General features: G+C 69.1%; 13 protein-coding genes and 1 pseudogene. 9 read left to right on the top strand and 5 right to left on the bottom strand.

Features of this window, described 5'->3' with window-relative positions:
- Nucleotides 1–1,584, bottom strand: a complete 1,584-nt coding sequence (locus tag ACK5M9_RS03030; protein WP_416891723.1) for a DEAD/DEAH box helicase — start codon at nucleotides 1,582–1,584, stop codon at nucleotides 1–3.
- A gap of 400 nt (nucleotides 1,585–1,984) precedes the next feature.
- Here ACK5M9_RS03030 and ACK5M9_RS03025 point away from each other — a divergent pair, with 400 nt between their 5' ends.
- Nucleotides 1,985–2,629 (top strand): ferritin-like fold-containing protein, encoded by a 645-nt coding sequence (locus tag ACK5M9_RS03025; RefSeq protein ID WP_416891748.1) that lies wholly within the window; start codon nucleotides 1,985–1,987, stop codon nucleotides 2,627–2,629.
- Nucleotides 2,630–2,639: 10 nt separating this feature from the next.
- Here ACK5M9_RS03025 and ACK5M9_RS03020 read toward each other — a convergent pair.
- A pseudogene (locus ACK5M9_RS03020) lies at nucleotides 2,640–3,377 on the bottom strand (MmpS family transport accessory protein); the annotation flags it as partial.
- A 546-nt stretch (nucleotides 3,378–3,923) separates the two neighbouring features.
- On the opposite strand from ACK5M9_RS03020, the gene ACK5M9_RS03015 reads away from it, so the two are divergent.
- Entirely contained in the window at nucleotides 3,924–4,178 is a 255-nt protein-coding gene (locus ACK5M9_RS03015) for a DUF3107 domain-containing protein (RefSeq protein WP_416891722.1), read from the top strand.
- Between the two features lie 4 nt (nucleotides 4,179–4,182).
- On the opposite strand, the gene ACK5M9_RS03010 is transcribed toward ACK5M9_RS03015, so the two are convergent.
- Nucleotides 4,183–4,869: a TetR/AcrR family transcriptional regulator gene (locus ACK5M9_RS03010; RefSeq protein ID WP_416891721.1), complete on the bottom strand. Its 687-nt coding sequence runs from the start codon at nucleotides 4,867–4,869 to the stop codon at nucleotides 4,183–4,185.
- Between the two features lie 206 nt (nucleotides 4,870–5,075).
- On the opposite strand from ACK5M9_RS03010, the gene ACK5M9_RS03005 reads away from it, so the two are divergent.
- From ACK5M9_RS03005 to ACK5M9_RS02995, 3 genes are all read left to right on the top strand, one after another.
- Entirely contained in the window at nucleotides 5,076–6,107 is a 1,032-nt protein-coding gene (locus tag ACK5M9_RS03005; RefSeq protein WP_416891720.1) for a DUF3152 domain-containing protein, read from the top strand.
- Nucleotides 6,108–6,121: 14 nt separating this feature from the next.
- Complete coding sequence (gene moeZ, locus ACK5M9_RS03000; protein ID WP_416891747.1) at nucleotides 6,122–7,300, top strand: adenylyltransferase/sulfurtransferase MoeZ; 1,179 nt, start codon at nucleotides 6,122–6,124, stop codon at nucleotides 7,298–7,300.
- 63 nt (nucleotides 7,301–7,363) lie between these two features.
- Nucleotides 7,364–8,218 (top strand): TIGR02569 family protein, encoded by an 855-nt coding sequence (locus tag ACK5M9_RS02995; RefSeq protein ID WP_416891719.1) that lies wholly within the window; start codon nucleotides 7,364–7,366, stop codon nucleotides 8,216–8,218.
- 42 nt (nucleotides 8,219–8,260) lie between these two features.
- Here the strand turns inward: ACK5M9_RS02995 and ACK5M9_RS02990 are convergent, their stop codons facing one another.
- Nucleotides 8,261–8,563, bottom strand: coding sequence for an MGMT family protein (locus ACK5M9_RS02990; protein WP_416891718.1), 303 nt, complete (start codon nucleotides 8,561–8,563; stop codon nucleotides 8,261–8,263).
- Nucleotides 8,564–8,565: 2 nt separating this feature from the next.
- A complete protein-coding gene (locus tag ACK5M9_RS02985; protein WP_416891717.1) occupies nucleotides 8,566–9,345 on the bottom strand; it encodes an alpha/beta fold hydrolase in 780 nt (259 codons plus the stop codon).
- Nucleotides 9,346–9,461: 116 nt separating this feature from the next.
- Here ACK5M9_RS02985 and ACK5M9_RS02980 point away from each other — a divergent pair, with 116 nt between their 5' ends.
- The 4 genes from ACK5M9_RS02980 to nudC all read left to right on the top strand — a co-directional run.
- Nucleotides 9,462–12,602 (top strand): ATP-dependent helicase, encoded by a 3,141-nt coding sequence (locus ACK5M9_RS02980; protein WP_416891716.1) that lies wholly within the window; start codon nucleotides 9,462–9,464, stop codon nucleotides 12,600–12,602.
- The gene (locus ACK5M9_RS02975; protein WP_416891746.1) at nucleotides 12,599–15,961 is read left to right on the top strand and encodes an ATP-dependent helicase; all 3,363 of its coding nucleotides are present in this window, start codon (nucleotides 12,599–12,601) and stop codon (nucleotides 15,959–15,961) included. The genes ACK5M9_RS02980 and ACK5M9_RS02975 overlap by 4 nt, the downstream gene beginning before the upstream one ends.
- A gap of 53 nt (nucleotides 15,962–16,014) precedes the next feature.
- The gene (locus ACK5M9_RS02970) at nucleotides 16,015–17,085 is read left to right on the top strand and encodes a potassium channel family protein (protein WP_416891715.1); all 1,071 of its coding nucleotides are present in this window, start codon (nucleotides 16,015–16,017) and stop codon (nucleotides 17,083–17,085) included.
- A partial coding sequence (gene nudC, locus ACK5M9_RS02965; RefSeq protein ID WP_416891714.1) for an NAD(+) diphosphatase occupies nucleotides 17,082–17,937 on the top strand: 856 nt, incomplete at its 3' end. The genes ACK5M9_RS02970 and nudC, both read left to right, overlap by 4 nt.

The raw sequence follows: 17,937 nt of genomic DNA, 5'->3' as shown, positions 1-17,937 counted from the left end.
TCAGGTGGTCGCCGCGGCGGCTTTGGCCGGTTTGCGCCGGCGGCGACGGCGGCGGGCACCGGACGACGACGAGCCGGACGTGGGTGACGAACCGGATGTGTGCGCCGAACCGGACGGGCCTGGCGAATCCGTCGCGGCAGCGGTGTGGCCGTCTGCGGCCGGGCTGCCCGCGTGCCCGCCCACCGGCTTGCCGCCCCGCGTGCGTTTGCGCCGGTTGCCGTTCCGTGAGCGACCGGCCCTCTCGCGGGCCTTGTCGCCGGCCTTCTCGTCCGCCTTGGCGCCGCGGGCCTCGCGGCGCCGGACCGGTGCTTTCCGCGGTGACCCGACAGTCCCGCCGGCTTCGGCCGGACTGGCCAGCTCGCTGTAGAGGTGCGGGGAGTTGGAGTAGGTCTCGACGGGGTCGGGGGAGTCAATACCCAGGGCCTTGTCGATGTCCGCCCAACGTTGCAGGTCGTCCCAATCCACCAGGGTGACCGCGACGCCGGTGCGGCCGGCGCGGCCGGTGCGTCCGATCCGGTGGACGTACATCTTCTCGTCTTCGGGGCATTGGTAGTTGATCACGTGAGTGACGTCGTCGATGTCGATGCCGCGGGCGGCGACGTCGGTGGCGACGAGCACGTTGATACCCCCGGTGCGAAACGCTGTGAGCGCTTTCTCCCGCGCGACCTGCCCGAGGTCGCCGTGCACCGCGCCGACGTCGAAACCGCGCTCGTGGAGTTCGTCGGACACCTTCTGGGCGGTGCGCTTGGTGCGGGTGAAGATCATCGTCGCTCCCCGGTCGCGCGCCTGCAGCACCCGGCTGACGAGCTCGACCTTGTCCAGGGCGTGAGCGCGATAGACGAACTGCTCGGTGGTGTCGTGCACGGCCAGCGAATGCGGCGCTTCGGCCCGGATGTGGGTGGGCTGCACCATGAAGGTGCGGGCCAGTGTGATGATCGGGTCCGGCATCGTTGCCGAGAACAGCATCGACTGCCGGTCGGCCGGGATCTGTCGGAGAATTCGCTCGATGTCGGGCAGGAAGCCCAGGTCGAGCATCTCGTCGGCTTCGTCGAGCACCAGTACCGACAGCCCGCCCAATTGCAGGTGACCCTGCTGACACAGGTCCAGTAGCCGGCCCGGGGTGCCGACCACGACGTCGACGCCCCGCTGGAGCGCCTCGATCTGTGGCTCGTAGGCACGGCCGCCGTAGATGGAGATCACCGACAGGGGCCGCTGTGCACCGTCTTCGGTGGCAGCGGTCAGATACTTGGCGGCATCGGCGAGGTCGCCGGTGACCTGCAGGCACAGCTCCCGCGTCGGCACCACCACCAGCGCGCGCGGGGCGCCGGTGAGCGGGCGTGTCGCGTCCGCGGCGGTGATGCGGTGCAGCAACGGCACGCCGAAGCCGAAGGTCTTGCCCATGCCGGTGCGGGCCTGGCCGATCACGTCCTCGCCGGCGAGCGCCAGCGGGAGGGTGAGTTCCTGAATGGCGAAGGGGGTCTCGATACCCTTTTCGGCGAGAGCCTTGACGATTTCGTCGCGTACGCCCAGTGCGGCGAATCCGGGCTGCGGGGTGTGGTCGGGAGAGCTTTTGAGTGCGGTCATACGCCGGTGGAGAGCCTTTCGTGACAGTAGCCGGGGTCGAGAGCCGAACGTGATGTCGGTGTTGTCGCTACTTCTTCTGTGTCGCGGTTCACGCGCGCACAAACTCCGGACTTCGGCTCCGTCGCCGGGTCCGCCGAGGCAGTGAAACGATTGCCGAGCGGACTCCGGGCGGCTATGTGCACGCACATTTCCTTGGCGGCGGCAGCACAGATTCAGCCGCTACCGAAGAGTCATCATAGCCGATGCGCCCCGCGGGCCGGGTTCTCTGGAATCGCTCGGCTACCGCCGATCGCCGTCCTACTACAGTGTTGCCATGCCGCTGCCGTCATCGGGGTCCTCATCGCCGCCCGCGCAATCCGGTGCCGGGTCCGGCACGGCGGCAGCCTCGCGCGTGCCGAAGCTGCCGCTGGATCATCCGGGTGTCAACGAGCTGTTCGCCCTGCTCGCCTATGGCGAGCTGGCGGCGTTCTACCGGTTGACCGATGAAGCCCGAATGGCCCCGGACCTGCGTGGTCGCATCTCGATGGCCGGCATTGCGGCCGCCGAGATGGGGCACTATGAGCTGCTGCGCGACGCTTTGGAGCTCCGGGGTGTCGATGTGGTGCCGGCGATGTCGAAGTATGTGTCGGCGGTGGAGAACTATCACCGGCTGACCACTCCGAGTACCTGGCTGGAAGCCTTGGTGAAGACCTACGTCGGCGATGCGCTGGCCGCCGATCTGTATCTGGAGATCGCCGGTGGGCTGTCGGACGAGGTTCTCGGTGTGGTGCGTGCGGTGTTGTCGGAGACCGGGCACTCGCAGTTCGTCGTGGCCGAAGTGCTTTCGGTGGTCACATCCAGCGGCAAGCAGCGCAGCCGGCTGGCGCTGTGGTCTCGACGGCTGCTCGGCGAGGCGATCACCCAGGCCCAGTTGTTGCTGGCCGAGCACGATGAACTGGTGGATTTGGTGGTGTCGGGCGCGGGCGGGCTGGGCCAGCTCGGGGGGTTCTTCGATCGGCTTCAGCACACGCACGACCAGCGGATGCGCGAACTCGGTCTGGGCTAGCCGGTTTCCGCTAGCGCGTGCAGGTGGCGATCGAGGAGTTTCTCGCCGACACTTTGACGGGTTGACCCTGATCATTGACGATCGAACAGTTCAACTTCCCGTAGATGCTGGTCGCGATGACCGATTGGGTCTGCACACCCGGGTTGAGCACGACGACTTTGGTCCACGGCAGCGCCACGTTGAACTCGGTGACCGGGAAACCGCGGGCATCGGTGTAGGCGATGTTGACCATGTCGAGGACCTGTTTGCTGCCGGTCACGCTGTAGACGACCGTGTGCGGGGCCAGTGCGGCACGTGGCGCGGCCATGGTCGGTACCTGGCCCGGTAGCGGGGCCACCGGCAGTGCCGCGGTGGGCACGCGGTTTGACGGGGTCAGGGTGGTCAGGGTCTCCGGTGGGAGCTGCGCGCGCGACGTCGCCGGCGGCGCGGCCGGTGCGGCTGACTTGCTCGGCGGCGCCGAGGTGCTGGGTGTGGTGGATATCACCGGTCGCGGGGCGGGGGCGCCGACGGTCGCCTTTGTCGTCGCGCTGTCCCCGCTGTTGATGATGACTGCGGTCGCCACCGCGCCGATCGCGACGATGGTGCCGATGAACATCAACAGGGGACGCCATCTGTGGTCGGCCGGCCAGCCCCAGTCTTCGTCCTCGTATGCCCAGCCGCCGGTGGCTCCGACGGCTGGGTCGGCGTAGCCTCGGTCGTCGCGGTAGTTCTGGGCGTCGTCGTGGCGGTCGTCGTCGTCGGCGTAGCCGTCTTCCGCCCAGCGGGTGTCCGCGTAGCGCTTATTCTCCGGGAAGTCTTCGAGATCCCGGACGAAGTCGTAGAGGGTGTTACGTATGTTACCGATGGGGCCGATGGTATCGGGGTGATGATGCGCCGATCCGGCCTCGCGCGCGGTGTTGGCCCACGTTAGACCGAATCGTGATGGGTTCGTTTTATCCGGCTTGTGGTTGAGGGCGTAGTCAGGTTTTGCCTCCGCCGAGAGTGAGGTCACGGCGTTGAGAGTGAAGCCTGGGCGTTGACACCCAATGGCGCCCCACCCGAATGCCTGCGCATTTCCACCGCCGGTTTCGGCCTCCCCTGCCCCTGCCCCTGCCGACGACAGCACCAGACCCCGTCGAAAAACCGGCGGTATCAGGCCCCGACTGCTCCCTCGATCGTGCAGGGCCTTTGATCCCCGCGTCGCCGGCGAGGCACAGGGCGCGGTGCCGGACCGGGGGCCGTCCACTAGCCTGCTGCTGACACGCCTTGGACTTCAATCACCCCTAGGGCTTCAACGCCAACGGAAGGAACCCCCGTGGAGGTCAAGATCGGTATCACCGACAGTTCGCGCGAACTGGCGTTCTCCAGCGCCCAGACGCCGGCCGAGATCGAAGAGCTCGTCGACGCCGCGCTCCGGCAAGACGGGGGTGTACTGAGCCTCAGCGACGAGCGCGGCCGTCGCTTCCTGGTCAATTCGGGCAAGGTCGCCTACGTCGAGATCGGCGTAGCGGACGGGCGCAGGGTGGGTTTCGGGATCGGCGCTGAAGCGGCGGGTAAAGACGGCGGGTAAAGACTTAAGCGCGAGTCAGGGGAACGTGCGAGAGTCCGCCCCAGGCGAACTGCACGGTGCCCTCGACGGCGTCCGATTTGGAAATCGGCCGGTCGGAGTCCAGCCAGTACCGGGCGCTGTCCACGCTTGCACCTACCAGGCCCACCGCGATCATCCGGGCGCGGTGCGGGTCCAGCCCTGAGTCTTCGGCGATCAGTGCGAATACCGCGTCGATACACGATTCGGTAGCCACCCGAACCTGCGCCGCCACTGCCGGTTCGGTGACGTTGTCGTTCTCGAAAATCAGCCGGTAGCCCTGACCGTCGTGCTCGATGAAGTCGAAGAACGCCTGGACGGCCGAACGCAGCCGCTGCCGGTTGTCGGTAGTCCTGCCCAGCGCCTGCTGCACTCCGGAAACCAGGTTGTCGACATGCTGGCTCAGCACTGCCAGGTAGAGCTCCAGCTTGCTCGAAAAGTGCTGGTACAAGACGGGTTTGCTGACCCCGGCGCGGTCGGCGATCTCGTCCATGCCGGCCGCGTGGTAGCCGCGGTCGACGAAAACGTCGCTGGCCACGGTCAGTAACTGGCCGCGGCGCTCGTCCCGGGGCAACCGGTTGCCCCGCCGGTTCGCGGTGGCGGCACCCTCGCCCGACCGAATGCCGTCGCCGGATCTGACGGCACGCCGTGGTGCAGCCTTGGCGAGATCGCTCATCGGTCCTCAATCTGATTGAACTGGTGCCGCAATCGGCTGCCGGCGCAGCGTCGTGCGCTTCCTGTGTCGAAGCCTACTACCTGCGAGGTCGCGCCGATCCGGGCCGCGGCAAGTCGGCGCCGCGGCCCCGCTGCCGAAGTGGAGCCGGTGGGCGTGTCGGGCGCGCCAGGGCCGCACGCCGGGAGTAGCTGTGTCATCCTGGGAAAGTGACGTCCCCGTGGCCTGGCGGCAGTACCGGCGTGCCGGTGCTCCGCGACGACTGGCGCGAACCGCTGCGTGCCCAGCTCGATCCGGTGGGCGAGAGCGCGGGCCGCGCCCGTGCAGATCGCGACCGGCCGCGCCAATGGCGCAAGCAGTCCTGGCTGGGGCGGTTCGTGTCGACATACGGATGGCGCGCCTATTTCTTGCCGTTTCTCATCGTGATCACCCTGGTCGTGTCGTATCAGACGGTCACCGGGGTGGGCACGCCGAAGCCAGCCGCCCATTCCACACACAAGGACGTACCCGCGATCGGCGCCGTGGGCACCGCCATCATCGATAGGCCACCCCGCGGTCTGGCCGCCTTCGATGCGAACCTGCCGGCCGGCACGCTGCCCGCCGGTGGTCCGTACACCCAGGCCGGTGACGAGACCTGGCGGGTGGTTCCGGGGACCACGCCCCAGGTGGGCAAGGGTGCTACCAAGGTGTTTCGCTACACCGTGGAGGTCGAGGACGGGCTGGACCCCACGATGTACGGCGGCGACGATGCCTTCGCCCAGATGGTCGACCTCACGCTGGACAACCCGAAGGGCTGGACGCACGAACCGGAATTCGCGTTCGTCAGAATCGACGGAACCAGCTCCGAAAAACCCGATTTCCGCGTTTCGCTGGTGTCGCCGATGACGGTGCGGGTCGGGTGCGGCTACGAGTTCCCCCTGGAGACATCCTGTTTCAACCCGCTGTACGGACCGGATGAGGAGTCGCGGGTATTCATCAACGAAGCGCGCTGGGTACGCGGCGCGGTTCCCTTCGAAGGCGATGTCGGTTCGTACCGGCAGTATTTGATCAACCACGAGGTGGGTCACGCCATCGGGTATCTGCACCACGACGCCTGCGAACAACAAGGTGCGTTGGCGCCGGTGATGATGCAGCAGACGTTCTCCACGGCCAACGACGACGCGAGCAAATTCGATCCCGGTCAGGTCAAAGCCGACGGCAAGACGTGCCGGTTCAACCCGTGGCCGTTCCCGATCGCCTGACTCCGCAGATGTCCGTGCCGGCACCGCTGCCGCCGCTCGTCGAGCCGGCCGACGGGCTCAGCCCCGCCGAGGTGGCCCGCTACAGCCGACACCTGCTCATTCCGGGTCTGGGCATGGCGGGGCAAAGGCGGCTGAAGAACGCGCGAGTGCTGGTGATCGGCGCCGGAGGTCTTGGTTCTCCGGCTCTGCTGTACCTGGCGGCCGCTGGCGTCGGTGTCATCGGCGTCGTCGACTTCGACGTTGTCGACGAATCCAATCTGCAGCGGCAGATCATCCACGGGACAGCTGATATCGGGCGTTCCAAGGCGCAGTCTGCGCGTGAGTCGATTGCCGCTATCAACCCTTTCACCCAGGTTCGGCTGCACGAGGTCCGGCTGGAACCTGACAACGCCGTCGAACTGTTCGCGCAGTACGACCTGATCGTCGACGGCGCCGACAACTTCGCAACCCGCTACCTGGTCAACGATGCCGCGGCACTGGCGGGCAAACCCTACGTGTGGGGATCCATCTACCGGTTCGAGGGCCAGGTGTCGGTGTTCTGGGAGGACGCCCCCGGCGGAGCGGGGGTGAACTACCGGGACCTGTACCCGGAGCCGCCGCCCCCGGGTATGGCGCCGTCCTGCGCTGAAGGCGGGGTGCTGGGGGTCACCTGCGCCTCGATCGCGTCGGTGATGGGCACCGAGGTGATCAAGCTGATCACCGGGCTCGGCGAGACGCTGCTCGGCCGGCTGATGATCTACGACGCACTGGCAATGACATACCGCACGATCCGGGTCCGCAAGGATCCGGCAGCCCGGCGAATCACCGAGCTCGCCGACTACGAGCACTTCTGCGGAGCCGTCTCCGAGGAGGTGACCGCCGTGGCGGAGGCATCCGCCATCACCCCGCGGGAGCTGCAGGCGATGATGAACTCCGGTGCGAAGTTCGCGCTGATCGACGTGCGGGAACAAGCGGAGTGGGATATCGCGCACATCGACGGCGCACAACTGATTCCCAAATCGTCGATCACGTCCGGAGAGGCGCTGTCGCTGTTGCCCCGGGAGCGCGTCTGCGTGCTCTACTGCAAGAGCGGTGCGCGCTCGGCCGAGGCGCTGGCCGCGGTCAAGCGGGCCGGATTCGGCGACGCGGTGCATTTGCAGGGCGGGATCACGGCGTGGGCCGAGCAGATTCAGCCCGGCATGGTCGGCTACTGAAGCTGTGTCGCTTCCTCAGCGCGCCGCCCTGGCGCGCATCGCGACCCGATTAGGCTGTGCGGTGTGAGTGTGGAGCCGCCCCCCGAACACGTGTTGGCGGCATTCGGCCTGTCCGGTGTGCAGCCCGGAGCATTGGGGGACGCCTGGGGAGGCGGCTGGCGATGCGGTGAAGTCGTGTTGTCGACGGTCGCCGACAATGCCCGGGCCGCCTGGTCCGCCCGGGTGCGCGAGACACTGTTCGTCGACGGTGTGCGCCTGGCCCGGCCGGTCCGGTCGACGGACGGCCGCTACGTGGTTTCCCGATGGCGAGCGGATACCTTCGTGGCCGGAACGCCGGAGCCGCGCCACGACGAGGTCGTGTCGGCCGCCGTGCGACTGCACGAGGCAACCGGCAAGCTGGAACGCCCCCGCTTCCTGGTCCAGGCGCCGGGAGCGCCGTGGATGGACGCCGACGTGCTCATGGCCGCCGACCGCGCCGCATGGGAGGAGAACCCCCTGCAGTCCGTGCCGCCGGGCGCTTGGACCGCACCGCCGGCGGCCGGCGGAGCGGCGTCCCTGGAGCTGATCGAGCAACTCGCGACGCTGCGCAAGCCGACCCGCAGTCCCAGCCAGCTGGTGCACGGAGATCTCTACGGCACAGTGCTTTTGTCCGGAACCGCGCCACCGGGCATCACCGATATCGCGCCGTACTGGCGCCCCGCGTCGTGGGCTGCGGGCGTGGCCGTGGTCGACGCGATTGCCTGGGGGGGAGGCGACGAGGATCTCATCGACCGGTGGAGCGCATTACCGGAGTGGCCGCAGATGGTGTTGCGCGCGGTGATGTTTCGCTTGGCGGTGTATGCGCTGCATCCGCAATCCACCGCCGGGGCTTTTCCCGGGTTGGCCCGCACCGCGGGGCTGGTCCGGATGATTCTCTGAACGGGTTCTCGCGATGGTGGCGGGTTCGTTGCGCGACGCCGGCTACACCTCGATGCGGTACCGAACCTCGGTCAGTGCGACCCGCCCGCCACGCGACACCACACCCTCGGCCCGCAGCATCGCCAACTGCCTGTCGCTCAAATGCCTGGCCGGCCTTCCCGATGCGGTGATCACCCGGTGCCAGGGCAGGTCCGCGGAATCGGTGCGCATGATCCAGCCGACCACCCGAGGGCTGGAGAGGCCCGCGGCGCAGGCGATGTCACCGTACGTCGACACCCTGCCCGGTGGGATCGAAGCGACTATCGACCGCACCCGCTCGATCTGGTCGTCGGTCACCTCCGCCATCGCTAGCGCGCTTCCAGCCGCCGGCGGACCAGCGCGGCCACGTCGTCAGGTTTGGCGTCGGCCACCATATGGCCGCACTCGTAGTCGAGCACCTCGAAGACGGGACCCAACCGGTCCCACAGGCCGTCGATCAGCCGGCCGCTCACATAGGGCGGCGAGGTCCACAGGGCGCGCACCAGCGATGTCGGTATCCCGGCGGGTGGCAGCACGATATCGCGGGCCAATTCGCTCCAGTAGGACATCATCGCGGGCAGGCTGATCCGCCAGCCGTAACGGCCGTTGTCCAGCTCGACGAGATGTTCGTCGATGTCGGCGTCCAACACCGCGGGCGCCACGTCCGCCCAGGCACCGTTCACCATCTCCGAGCGGGCCTCCGCGCGGTCGGGGTAGTCCGGCGAGGACAGCATCGCCTCGGCGATCTGAGCCATCCATTGGCCATCCATCCCGATGGCCGGGTCCAGTAGGACCAGCCCCGACACCAGATCTGGACGGGCCGCCGCCAGATGGATGGCGAGTGCGCCGCCGAACGAATGCCCGACCACCGAGACCGCTCCGGCGCTCTCGGTGTCGAGCAGCCCCGCCAGCGCGGCGACGTTGGCCTCGATGGTCCACGGTGCCGCCCAGGACGACCGGCCGTGGCCGATGAGATCGGGCGCGACGAAGGCGATTTCGGGTAGGTGCTCGGCGAAGTGCTGCCAGCGCCGGCCGTGTCCGGTCAATCCGTGCAGCGCCAGGACCTGGATCGGGTCGGGCGGACCGAAGCGATGCACATGAAGGGTCACCCGTCGATGATGTCAGTAAATCGGCGACCGGTTCCCCGGGCTCCGACCGGCGGTAGGAAGACCAGGTCGAAGGGATTTTCGACGACTTGTCAGACCCCTGTGGTTGCATGCGTGACATGCCGTACAGCTGGGGTGCCGAGGCCGGGGAAGCCCTGCGGCCCGGCCTGCGCGGGCGGGTGCGCATCCTGGGCGGCCCCGGTACCGGCAAAAGCAGTCTGCTCGTCCAGGCGGCGGTCACCCGCATCGCCGCGGGGGCGGATCCGCAATCCGTGCTGCTGCTCACCGGCTCGGGCCGTCTGGGTGTGCGGGAGCGCAGCACTGTGACGAGGGCCTTTCTAGGCTCGGGTGCGGGTCGCAGTGTCGTGCGGGAGCCACTGGTTCGCAGCGTGCACAGCTATGCGTACGCGGTGTTGCGCCGCGCCGCCGAACGGGCCGGCGAGCCGCCGCCGCGTCTGCTGACCAGTGCGGAACAGGACGCTGCCATCCGCGAACTGCTTGCCGGCGACCTCGAAGACGCGAAGGCCGCGGAGTCGGCCTGGCCGCCGTATCTGCTGTGCGGGCTCACCACCGCCGCTTTTGCCACTGAGTTGCGAAACCTGTTGGCACGGTGTGCAGAACGCGGTGTGAGTGCACGCGAGCTCGAGCGGGTTGGCCGCCGGTGCGGCCGCCGGGAATGGGTTGCCGCCGGTCGATTCGCCAGGCAGTACGAGCAGGTCATGTTGCTGCGCGGGGCGGTAGGAGGCGCCGCGCCGGAGGCGACCGCCCCGGCGCTCGGCGCGGCCGAGTTGGTCGGCGCGGCCCTGGAGGCGTTTGCCGTCGACCCCGATCTGCTGGCCGCCGAACGCGACCGCATTCGCATCCTGCTGGTCGACGACGCCCAGCAACTCGACTCGCAGGCTGCCCGGCTGGTGCACGTGCTGGCCGACGGCTGTGAAACGGCGCTGGTTGCGGGTGATCCGAACCAGGCGGTGTTCGGATTCCGGGGAGGCGCGCCGGCCTCGCTGCTCGGCTGTGACGGTCCCGCGGTGACGTTGACGCGGTCTCATCGGTGTACACCCGCGATCGCCCGGGTGGTCAGTGCCGTGGCGGACCGGCTGCCCGGTGCCCGAATCGGTAGGCGGATCGAGAGCGCGGGTTGCGACGAAGGGTCGATGACCGTGCGCCTGGCCGGTTCCCCTCACGCGGAGGCGGCCCTGGTGGCGGATTTCCTCCGTCGTGCGCACCTCGTCGACGGGGTGCCGTGGTCACAGATGGCGGTGATCGTACGGTCGGTACCCGGGGCCGGCGCCCGGCTACCCCGTGCCCTGGCTGCGGCCGGGGTTCCGGTGACCACACCGAGCGCGGGTGGCGCGTTGTCCGCCGAACCCGCGGTGCAGGCGTTGCTCACCGTCCTCGCGGCGACGGCCGACGGGCTCGACGGCGATCAAGCGCTGGCGTTGCTCACCGGGCCGATCGGGCGGGTCGACCCGGTATCGCTTCGCCAGCTGCGCAGGGCGTTGCTGCGTACCCGGGCCGGGGATTCTTCGACCACCTTCGCCGAGTTGCTGGTGGCCGCCCTGACCGCGCCGGAAATACCTGCCCGGCCGGGGCAGGGACAGGGGCCCGGGCAGGGACAGCGATGGAGTGCGCTGCACCGATTGCGGGCGGTGCTGGCCGCCGCGGCACGTCACGGTTCGGCAGACCCTCGGTACACGCTTTGGGCGGCGTGGCACCGCTCCGGTCTGCAGAACCGTTGGCTGACGGCCATCGAGCGCGGCGGTGCCGCCGGTGCGCAGGCCGCCCGGGATCTCCAAGCGGTGACCACATTGTTCGATATTGCCCAGGAGTACGTCTCACGCACCGCCGGCGCCTCGCTGCACGGACTCGTCGGGCACGTGACAGCGTTGCAGTTGCCGCGCTCCACCGCGGATCCGGCATCGCCGGCAGAGGGGGTCGACGTGCTCAGCGCGCACGCCTCGCTGGGGCGCGAATGGGACCTTGTAGTCATAGCGGGCTTGCAGGACGGGTTGTGGCCCAACACGATTCCACGTGGCGGAGTGCTGGCCACCCAGCGGCTGCTCGATGAGCTCGACGGCCTCGCACCGGAGGCGTCGATGCGGGCGCCGCTGCTGGCAGAGGAACGCCGGCTGTTGGTGGGGGCGATGGGCCGGGCACGGCGACGGTTGCTGGTGACGGCGACCGACAGTGAGACCGGTGGCGGTCGGGACGGCGCGATGCCGTCACCGTTTTTCTTCGAACTCGCGGAGTTGGCCGATGGTGAGCCGGTCGATCCGCGACCGGTGTCCACCCCGCGGGTGTTGTCCACGGCTTCGGTTGTGGGCCGATTGCGTGCGGCGGTATGCGCGCCGAGTGACGCGGTGGCCGACGATGTTCGCGACCGGGCGGCAACCCAATTGGCCCGGCTGGCCAAAGCCGGTGTGCCGGACGCCGATCCGGCCAGCTGGCTCGGGCTGACCCAGGTCAGCACCGAGGCGCCGCTGCACGGGCCGGGCGACGTCGTCGCGTTGACGCCCTCGACCCTGCAGACGCTCAACGACTGCCCGTTGCGCTGGCTGGTCGAACGCAATGGCGGGACCAATCCGCGGGACCTGCGCTCCACCGTCGGCTCGGTGCTGCACGCGCTGTTCGCCGAACCCGGCGCTGGCGAATCACAACTGCTGGCCGAACTGGAGCGTGTCTGGCGGCATCTGCCGTTCGAGGCGGACTGGTATGCGGCCAACGAACGTCCCCGGCACCGCGAAATGATCCGGGCATTCGTCCAGTGGCGTGCCCGGACCCGAGGTGAACTGACCGAAGTCGGTGTCGAGGTCGACGTGGGCGGTGTCCTCGACGCGACACGTCGCGACGGGGGAGGGATCCGGTTGCGCGGACGGGCGGATCGGCTGGAACGTGACAGTGCCGGCCGGCTGGTGATCGTCGACGTCAAGACGGGCAAGACGCCGGTGAGCAAAAACGACGCCCAGCTGCATGCTCAGCTGGCGATGTATCAGCTGGCGGTGGCCGAAGGCTTGGTCGCAGCCGGCGATCAGCCCGGTGGTGCCCGGCTGGTCTATCCGGGAAAGGCCGGGGCCTCCGGAGCCACCGAACGTGAGCAGGACCCGTTGACCCCCGAGGCCCGCGAGCACTGGCGCGCTCTGGTGTGCCAAGCGGCCGAGGCGACGGCGGGGCCGGAGTTCACCGCCCGGCGCAACGACGGCTGTTCGCATTGTCCGATCCGGCCGTCGTGCCCGGCCCACGTCGACGGCTCGGCGCAATGATGCCGCGCTACAGCCCCGCCGAACTGGCCGCCGCGCTCGGTGTCTGCCCGCCGACCGACGAGCAGGCCCTCGTCATCGCCGCCCCGCCCGGCCCACTGGTGGTGGTCGCCGGAGCCGGTGCCGGAAAGACTGAAACCATGGCCGCGCGGGTGGTGTGGCTGATCGCCAACGGATTCGCGGGCCCCGGGCAGGTACTCGGCTTGACGTTCACCCGCAAAGCCGCCGGCCAGTTGCTGCGGCGGGTCCGCAGCCGGCTGGCCCGATTGGCCGGCCTGGGTGTCTGCCAGGGCGAATGGACGGAATCGGTGGGCACGCCGGAGGTCAGCACATACCACGCCTTCGCGGGCACGCTGCTGCGCGAGTTCGGCCTGTTGCTGCCGGTGGAGCCCGACACGCGGCTGCTCACCGAGTCGGAGCGGTGGCAACTGGCCTTCGACGTCGTCAACGGCCACCCCGGCGAGCTGAACACCGACCGGACACCGGCAGCCGTCACCTCCCTGGTGTTGCGGCTGTGGGATCAACTTGCCGAACATCTTGTCGACACCGGCCAGTTGCGCGGCACCCACGCCGAACTGGAAAGGCTGGTGCACACCCTGCCGGCGGGGCCGAACCAGCGTGCGAACGGTCCCAACCAGGCGCTGTTGCGGATGCTCGACACCCAGGCCGAGCGGGTCGAGCTGGTGCCGCTGCTCGACGCGCTGCAGCAACGGTTGGCTGCCGGAAAGCTGATGGACTTCGGGATGCAGATGGCCAGCGCGGCACGATTGGCGGTGACATTCCCGCAGGTAGGCCGGGAACTGCGCATCCGCTATCGGGTGGTGCTGCTCGACGAGTATCAGGACACCGGGCATTCCCAGCGCATCGCGTTGTCGTCGCTGTTCGGCGGCGGCGCCGACGACGGGCTCGCCCTGACGGCGGTCGGTGACCCGATCCAGTCCATCTACGGATGGCGAGGTGCGTCGGCGACGAACTTGCCGCGATTCACCACGGACTTCCCGCGATCGGACGGTTCGCCCGCCCCGACCCTCGAACTGTGCACCAGCTGGCGCAACCCGCCCCGGACTCTGCAGGTGGCCAACGCGATATCGGCCGAGGCCCGCAGCCGGTCGGTCGCGGTGCGGCCGCTGCGCGCACGGCCCGACGCCCCACCCGGCGAGGTTCGCTGCGCGCTGCTGCCCGACGTATCGGCCGAACGGGCCTGGATTGCGACACATCTACAGGAGATCTACCTGCGGGCCGGCAGCCAGGGCGTAGCTCCGCCGACCGCGGCCGTGCTGGTGCGCCGCAACGCCGATGCCGCACCGATCGCCGACGAGCTGCGCTCCCGCGGGATCGGGGTCGAGGTGGTCGGACTCGCCGGCCTGCTGTCGGTTCCCGAGGTCGCCGACCTGGTGGCGATGCTGCGTCTGATCGCCGATCCCACTGCCGGGGCGTCGGCGATGCGGGTGCTGTCCGGCCCGCGCTGGCGGCTCGGCGGCTGCGATATCGCCTCGCTGTGGCGGCGCGCGCAGGAACTCGCCGGTTCCGCACCGCCGGCCGAAGCCCCCTCGGCCGAGTCGATCGTCCTGGCCGCCGGCGCCGACGCCGACACGCCATGCCTGGCCGAGGCGATCTGCGATCCGGGCCCGCCCGGCAGCTACTCCGCGGTGGGGTACCGGCGCGTCGGCGCCTTGGCCGGCGAACTTAGCGCGCTGCGCAGCCGGCTCGGTCACCCGCTGCCGGATCTGGTGGCCGAGGTGCGCCGTGTCATGGGGCTGGACTGCGAGGTGCGCGCCAGGGCCGCCGGGGAGTGGTCGGGACCCGAGCATCTGGATGCGTTCGCCGACGAGGTCGCCGGCTATGCCGAACGCGCGGGTACCCGGACCTCCGGTGCGGACGCGCCGGTCCGGGCGACGGTTGCGGGGTTGTTGGCATACCTGGATGTGGCTGCGCAGGTGGAGAACGGGCTGGCCTCGGCCCAGCCGGCGGTTGCCCGCGACTGCGTTCAGGTGCTCACTGTGCACGCCGCAAAGGGCCTGGAGTGGCAGGTGGTGGCGGTGGCGCACCTGTCGGGTCGGGTTTTCCCGTCGGCCGCGTCGCGAGGCAGTTGGCTCACCGATCCCGGCGAGCTCCCGCCGCTGCTGCGCGGCGACCGCACCTCCGGTGGCGCGCCGGGAGTGCCGGTATTGGACGTTTCGGATGTGATCAACCGAAAACAGTTGTCGGACAAGATCTCCGACCACCGCCGTGATCTCGATCAGCGGCGGGTGGACGAGGAACGCAGGCTGCTGTACGTCGCGGTCACCAGGGCCGAAGACACTCTGCTGGTGTCCGGTCATCAATGGGGCGCCACCGGGATCAAGCCGCACGGGCCGTCGGTGTTCCTGAGTGAGCTCAAAGACATCATCGATCGGTCAGCGGAGGCGGGCCAACCCTGCGGTGTCGTCGAACAGTGGGCGCCCACCCCAGCGGATGCAGAGCGAAACCCCTTGCCCGACGCGGTTGTCGAGGCGGTGTGGCCCGAGGATCCGTTGGCCGCCAGGCGCGCCGACGTTGAGAGGGGCGCTGTGCTGGTGGCCGCGGCCATTGCTCGTCGGGAACAGGAGCCGACCGTCGGCCCGGCGGTCGGCCCCAGCTCCAGCCCCGGCCCCGACCCCAGCTCCAGCTCCGGCCCCAGCACCGGCACCGGCCTCGACCCGGAGGGCTGGGCCGCCGACGTCGATGCGCTGCTGGCCGAGCGCGACCGGGCGGCCGAACCGCCCGACCGCACGCTACCGGGCCAGGTCTCGGTCAGCGGGCTGGTGGAGTTGTCGCGCGATCCCGGAACGGCGATGCAACGGCTGCTCCATCGGCTACCTGTTCGGCCGGACCCACACGCATTGCTGGGCAGCGCCTTTCACTCGTGGGTCCAGAGTTTCTACGCCGGTGAGCTGCTGTTCGACCTGGGGGATCTGCCGGGTGCCGCCGACTCCGGCGTGGGCCGCTCCGCCGAGCTGGCGGCATTGCAGTCGGCATTCGAGGAGTCGGTGTGGGCGGCACGCACCCCGATCGCGGTCGAGGTGCCGTTCGAGATGGCGATCGGTGCCACCGTGGTGCGGGGCCGGATCGACGCCGTATTCGCCGAGCCCGACGGCGGGGCCGTCGTGGTCGACTGGAAGACCGGAGCGCCGCCCCGGGGGCCGGAGGAGATGCGGAACGCCGCGGTGCAGTTGGCGGTCTACCGGGTGGCGTGGGCTGCCCTGCGGGACAGCCCGGAATCGTCGGTGCGCGCGGCCTTCCACTACGTGCGTAGCGCCACCACCGTTGTCCCCGACGACCTACCGGGTGTCGTCGAGCTGGCTGCGTTGCTCGCCGACTCCGGTCAAGCCGCGGCCGGGTAAACGTGGTTTCATGAATGCCGTGCCTGTGAACTGCGCTGGGATCCGGGGTTCCCGTGGCGAAAGGTAGCTGGCGGAGGCTCCGGAGTCTCGATGAGAGATTGACCGTTCAGCCCAGTTACGCGCTGGTCGGCGTGCTGCGTATCCCGCAGGGGCAGGACAGTCCGGTCCGCATCATCACCCGGCGCGTCACCATCGCACTGATTGCCTTGTTCATCGCCGCGATCACCGTCTACCTCGACCGGGACGGCTACCGCGATGCGCAGGGCGACCAGCTCTCATTCCTCGATGCGCTGTACTACGCCGCGGTGACCCTGTCTACAACCGGGTACGGCGACATCACGCCGATCTCGGAGTTTGCGCGTGCCACGAATGTCCTGGTCATCACGCCGTTGCGGATCGCGTTCCTGATCCTGCTGGTCGGGACCACCCTCGAGGTGGTCACCGAAACGTCGCGGCAGGCACTGAAGATCCAGCGTTGGAGGAGCAAGGTGCGAAATCACATTGTCGTCATCGGGTACGGAACCAAGGGCAAGACAGCGATCGCGGCGATGCTCGGCGACGACACCGTCCCGGCGGAGATCGTCGTCGTCGACACCGAGAGGCCGGCCCTGGAACGGGCGGCAGCCGCCGGGCTGGTAACCGTGCACGGCGATGCCACCAAGTCCGATGTGCTGCGGCTGGCCGGCACACAGCATGCCGCGTCGATCATCGTCGCGACCAACCGAGATGACACCGCTGTGCTGGTGACGTTGACCGCACGCGAGATTTCGCCGAAAGCCCAGATCGTGGCGTCGATCCGGGAGGCGGAGAACCAGCACCTGTTGCAGCAATCCGGAGCTGACTCGGTGGTGGTGTCCTCGGAGACCGCCGGTCGGCTGCTGGGTCTGGCCACCACCACACCCAGCGTGGTGCAGATGATCGAGGATCTGCTGACCCCCGACGAGGGGCTGGCCATCGCCGAGCGGGAAGTGGAGCCCTCGGAGGTTGGCGGGTCGCCGAGGCACCTGCGCGACATCGTGCTCGGTGTGGTGCGCGGCGGGCGGCTGCTGCGAATCGGCGCACCGGAAGTGGATGCCATGGAAGCCGAGGACCGCCTGCTCTACATCCGCAAAGCCGGGACGTGACCCTCCATCTGCACCAAGTCCCCCTGTTGTCGCGCGGTGGCGTCGACCGGGCCGAGGAGTTGCGCACCGACCCCGAGGCGATGAAATCCGGCTGGGCCGACGCCGCCCTGCTACGGGTGGACTCCCGCAATCAGGTCCTGGTCGCCGATGGCCGGGTGCTGCTGGCCCCGGCGGTGGCGCTGGACGACACACCTCCCGCCGAGGCCGTTTTTCTGGGGTGCATCGACGGTGGCCGGCATGTTTGGGCGGTCCGGGCCGCACTGGTGCCGCCCGAGGACGGCCCCGAAGATGCCCGGGTCGAGGTACTCGACCTGCGCCGGCTCCGCCACGTCACCGACGACACCGGCAGCCAATTGGTGTCCTCGGCGCTGGCATTGCTGAATTGGCATGACAATGCCCGATTCAGCGCGGTCGACGGCACACCCACCAAGCCGGCCCGCGCCGGGTGGTCGCGGGTCAATCAGGTCACCGGGCACGAGGAGTTCCCGCGCATCGACCCGGCGGTGATCTGCCTGGTTCACGATGGCGCCGACCGCGCGGTGCTGGCCCGCCAGGATGCCTGGCCGCCCCGGATGTTCTCGCTGCTGGCCGGCTTCGTCGAGGCCGGAGAATCATTCGAAGCATGTGTGGTGCGCGAGATCGGCGAGGAGATCGGCCTGACCGTCCGCGATGTCCGCTACCTCGGTAGCCAGCCGTGGCCTTTCCCGCGCTCGCTGATGATCGGATTTCACGCGCTGGGGGACCCGGCCGAAGAATTCTCCTTCAACGACGGCGAAATCGCCGAGGCGGCCTGGTTCACCCGGGACGAGGTCCGGGCGGCGCTGGCCGCCGGCGACTGGACCAGTGCGACGG

It is taken from the genome of Mycobacterium sp. (genome assembly GCF_047975165.1).
In the GTDB taxonomy this organism is placed as follows: Bacteria; Actinomycetota; Actinomycetes; order Mycobacteriales; family Mycobacteriaceae; genus Mycobacterium.
Note: the sequence above shows the minus strand (reverse complement) of the source record. Positions and strands in the feature narration are given on the sequence as shown.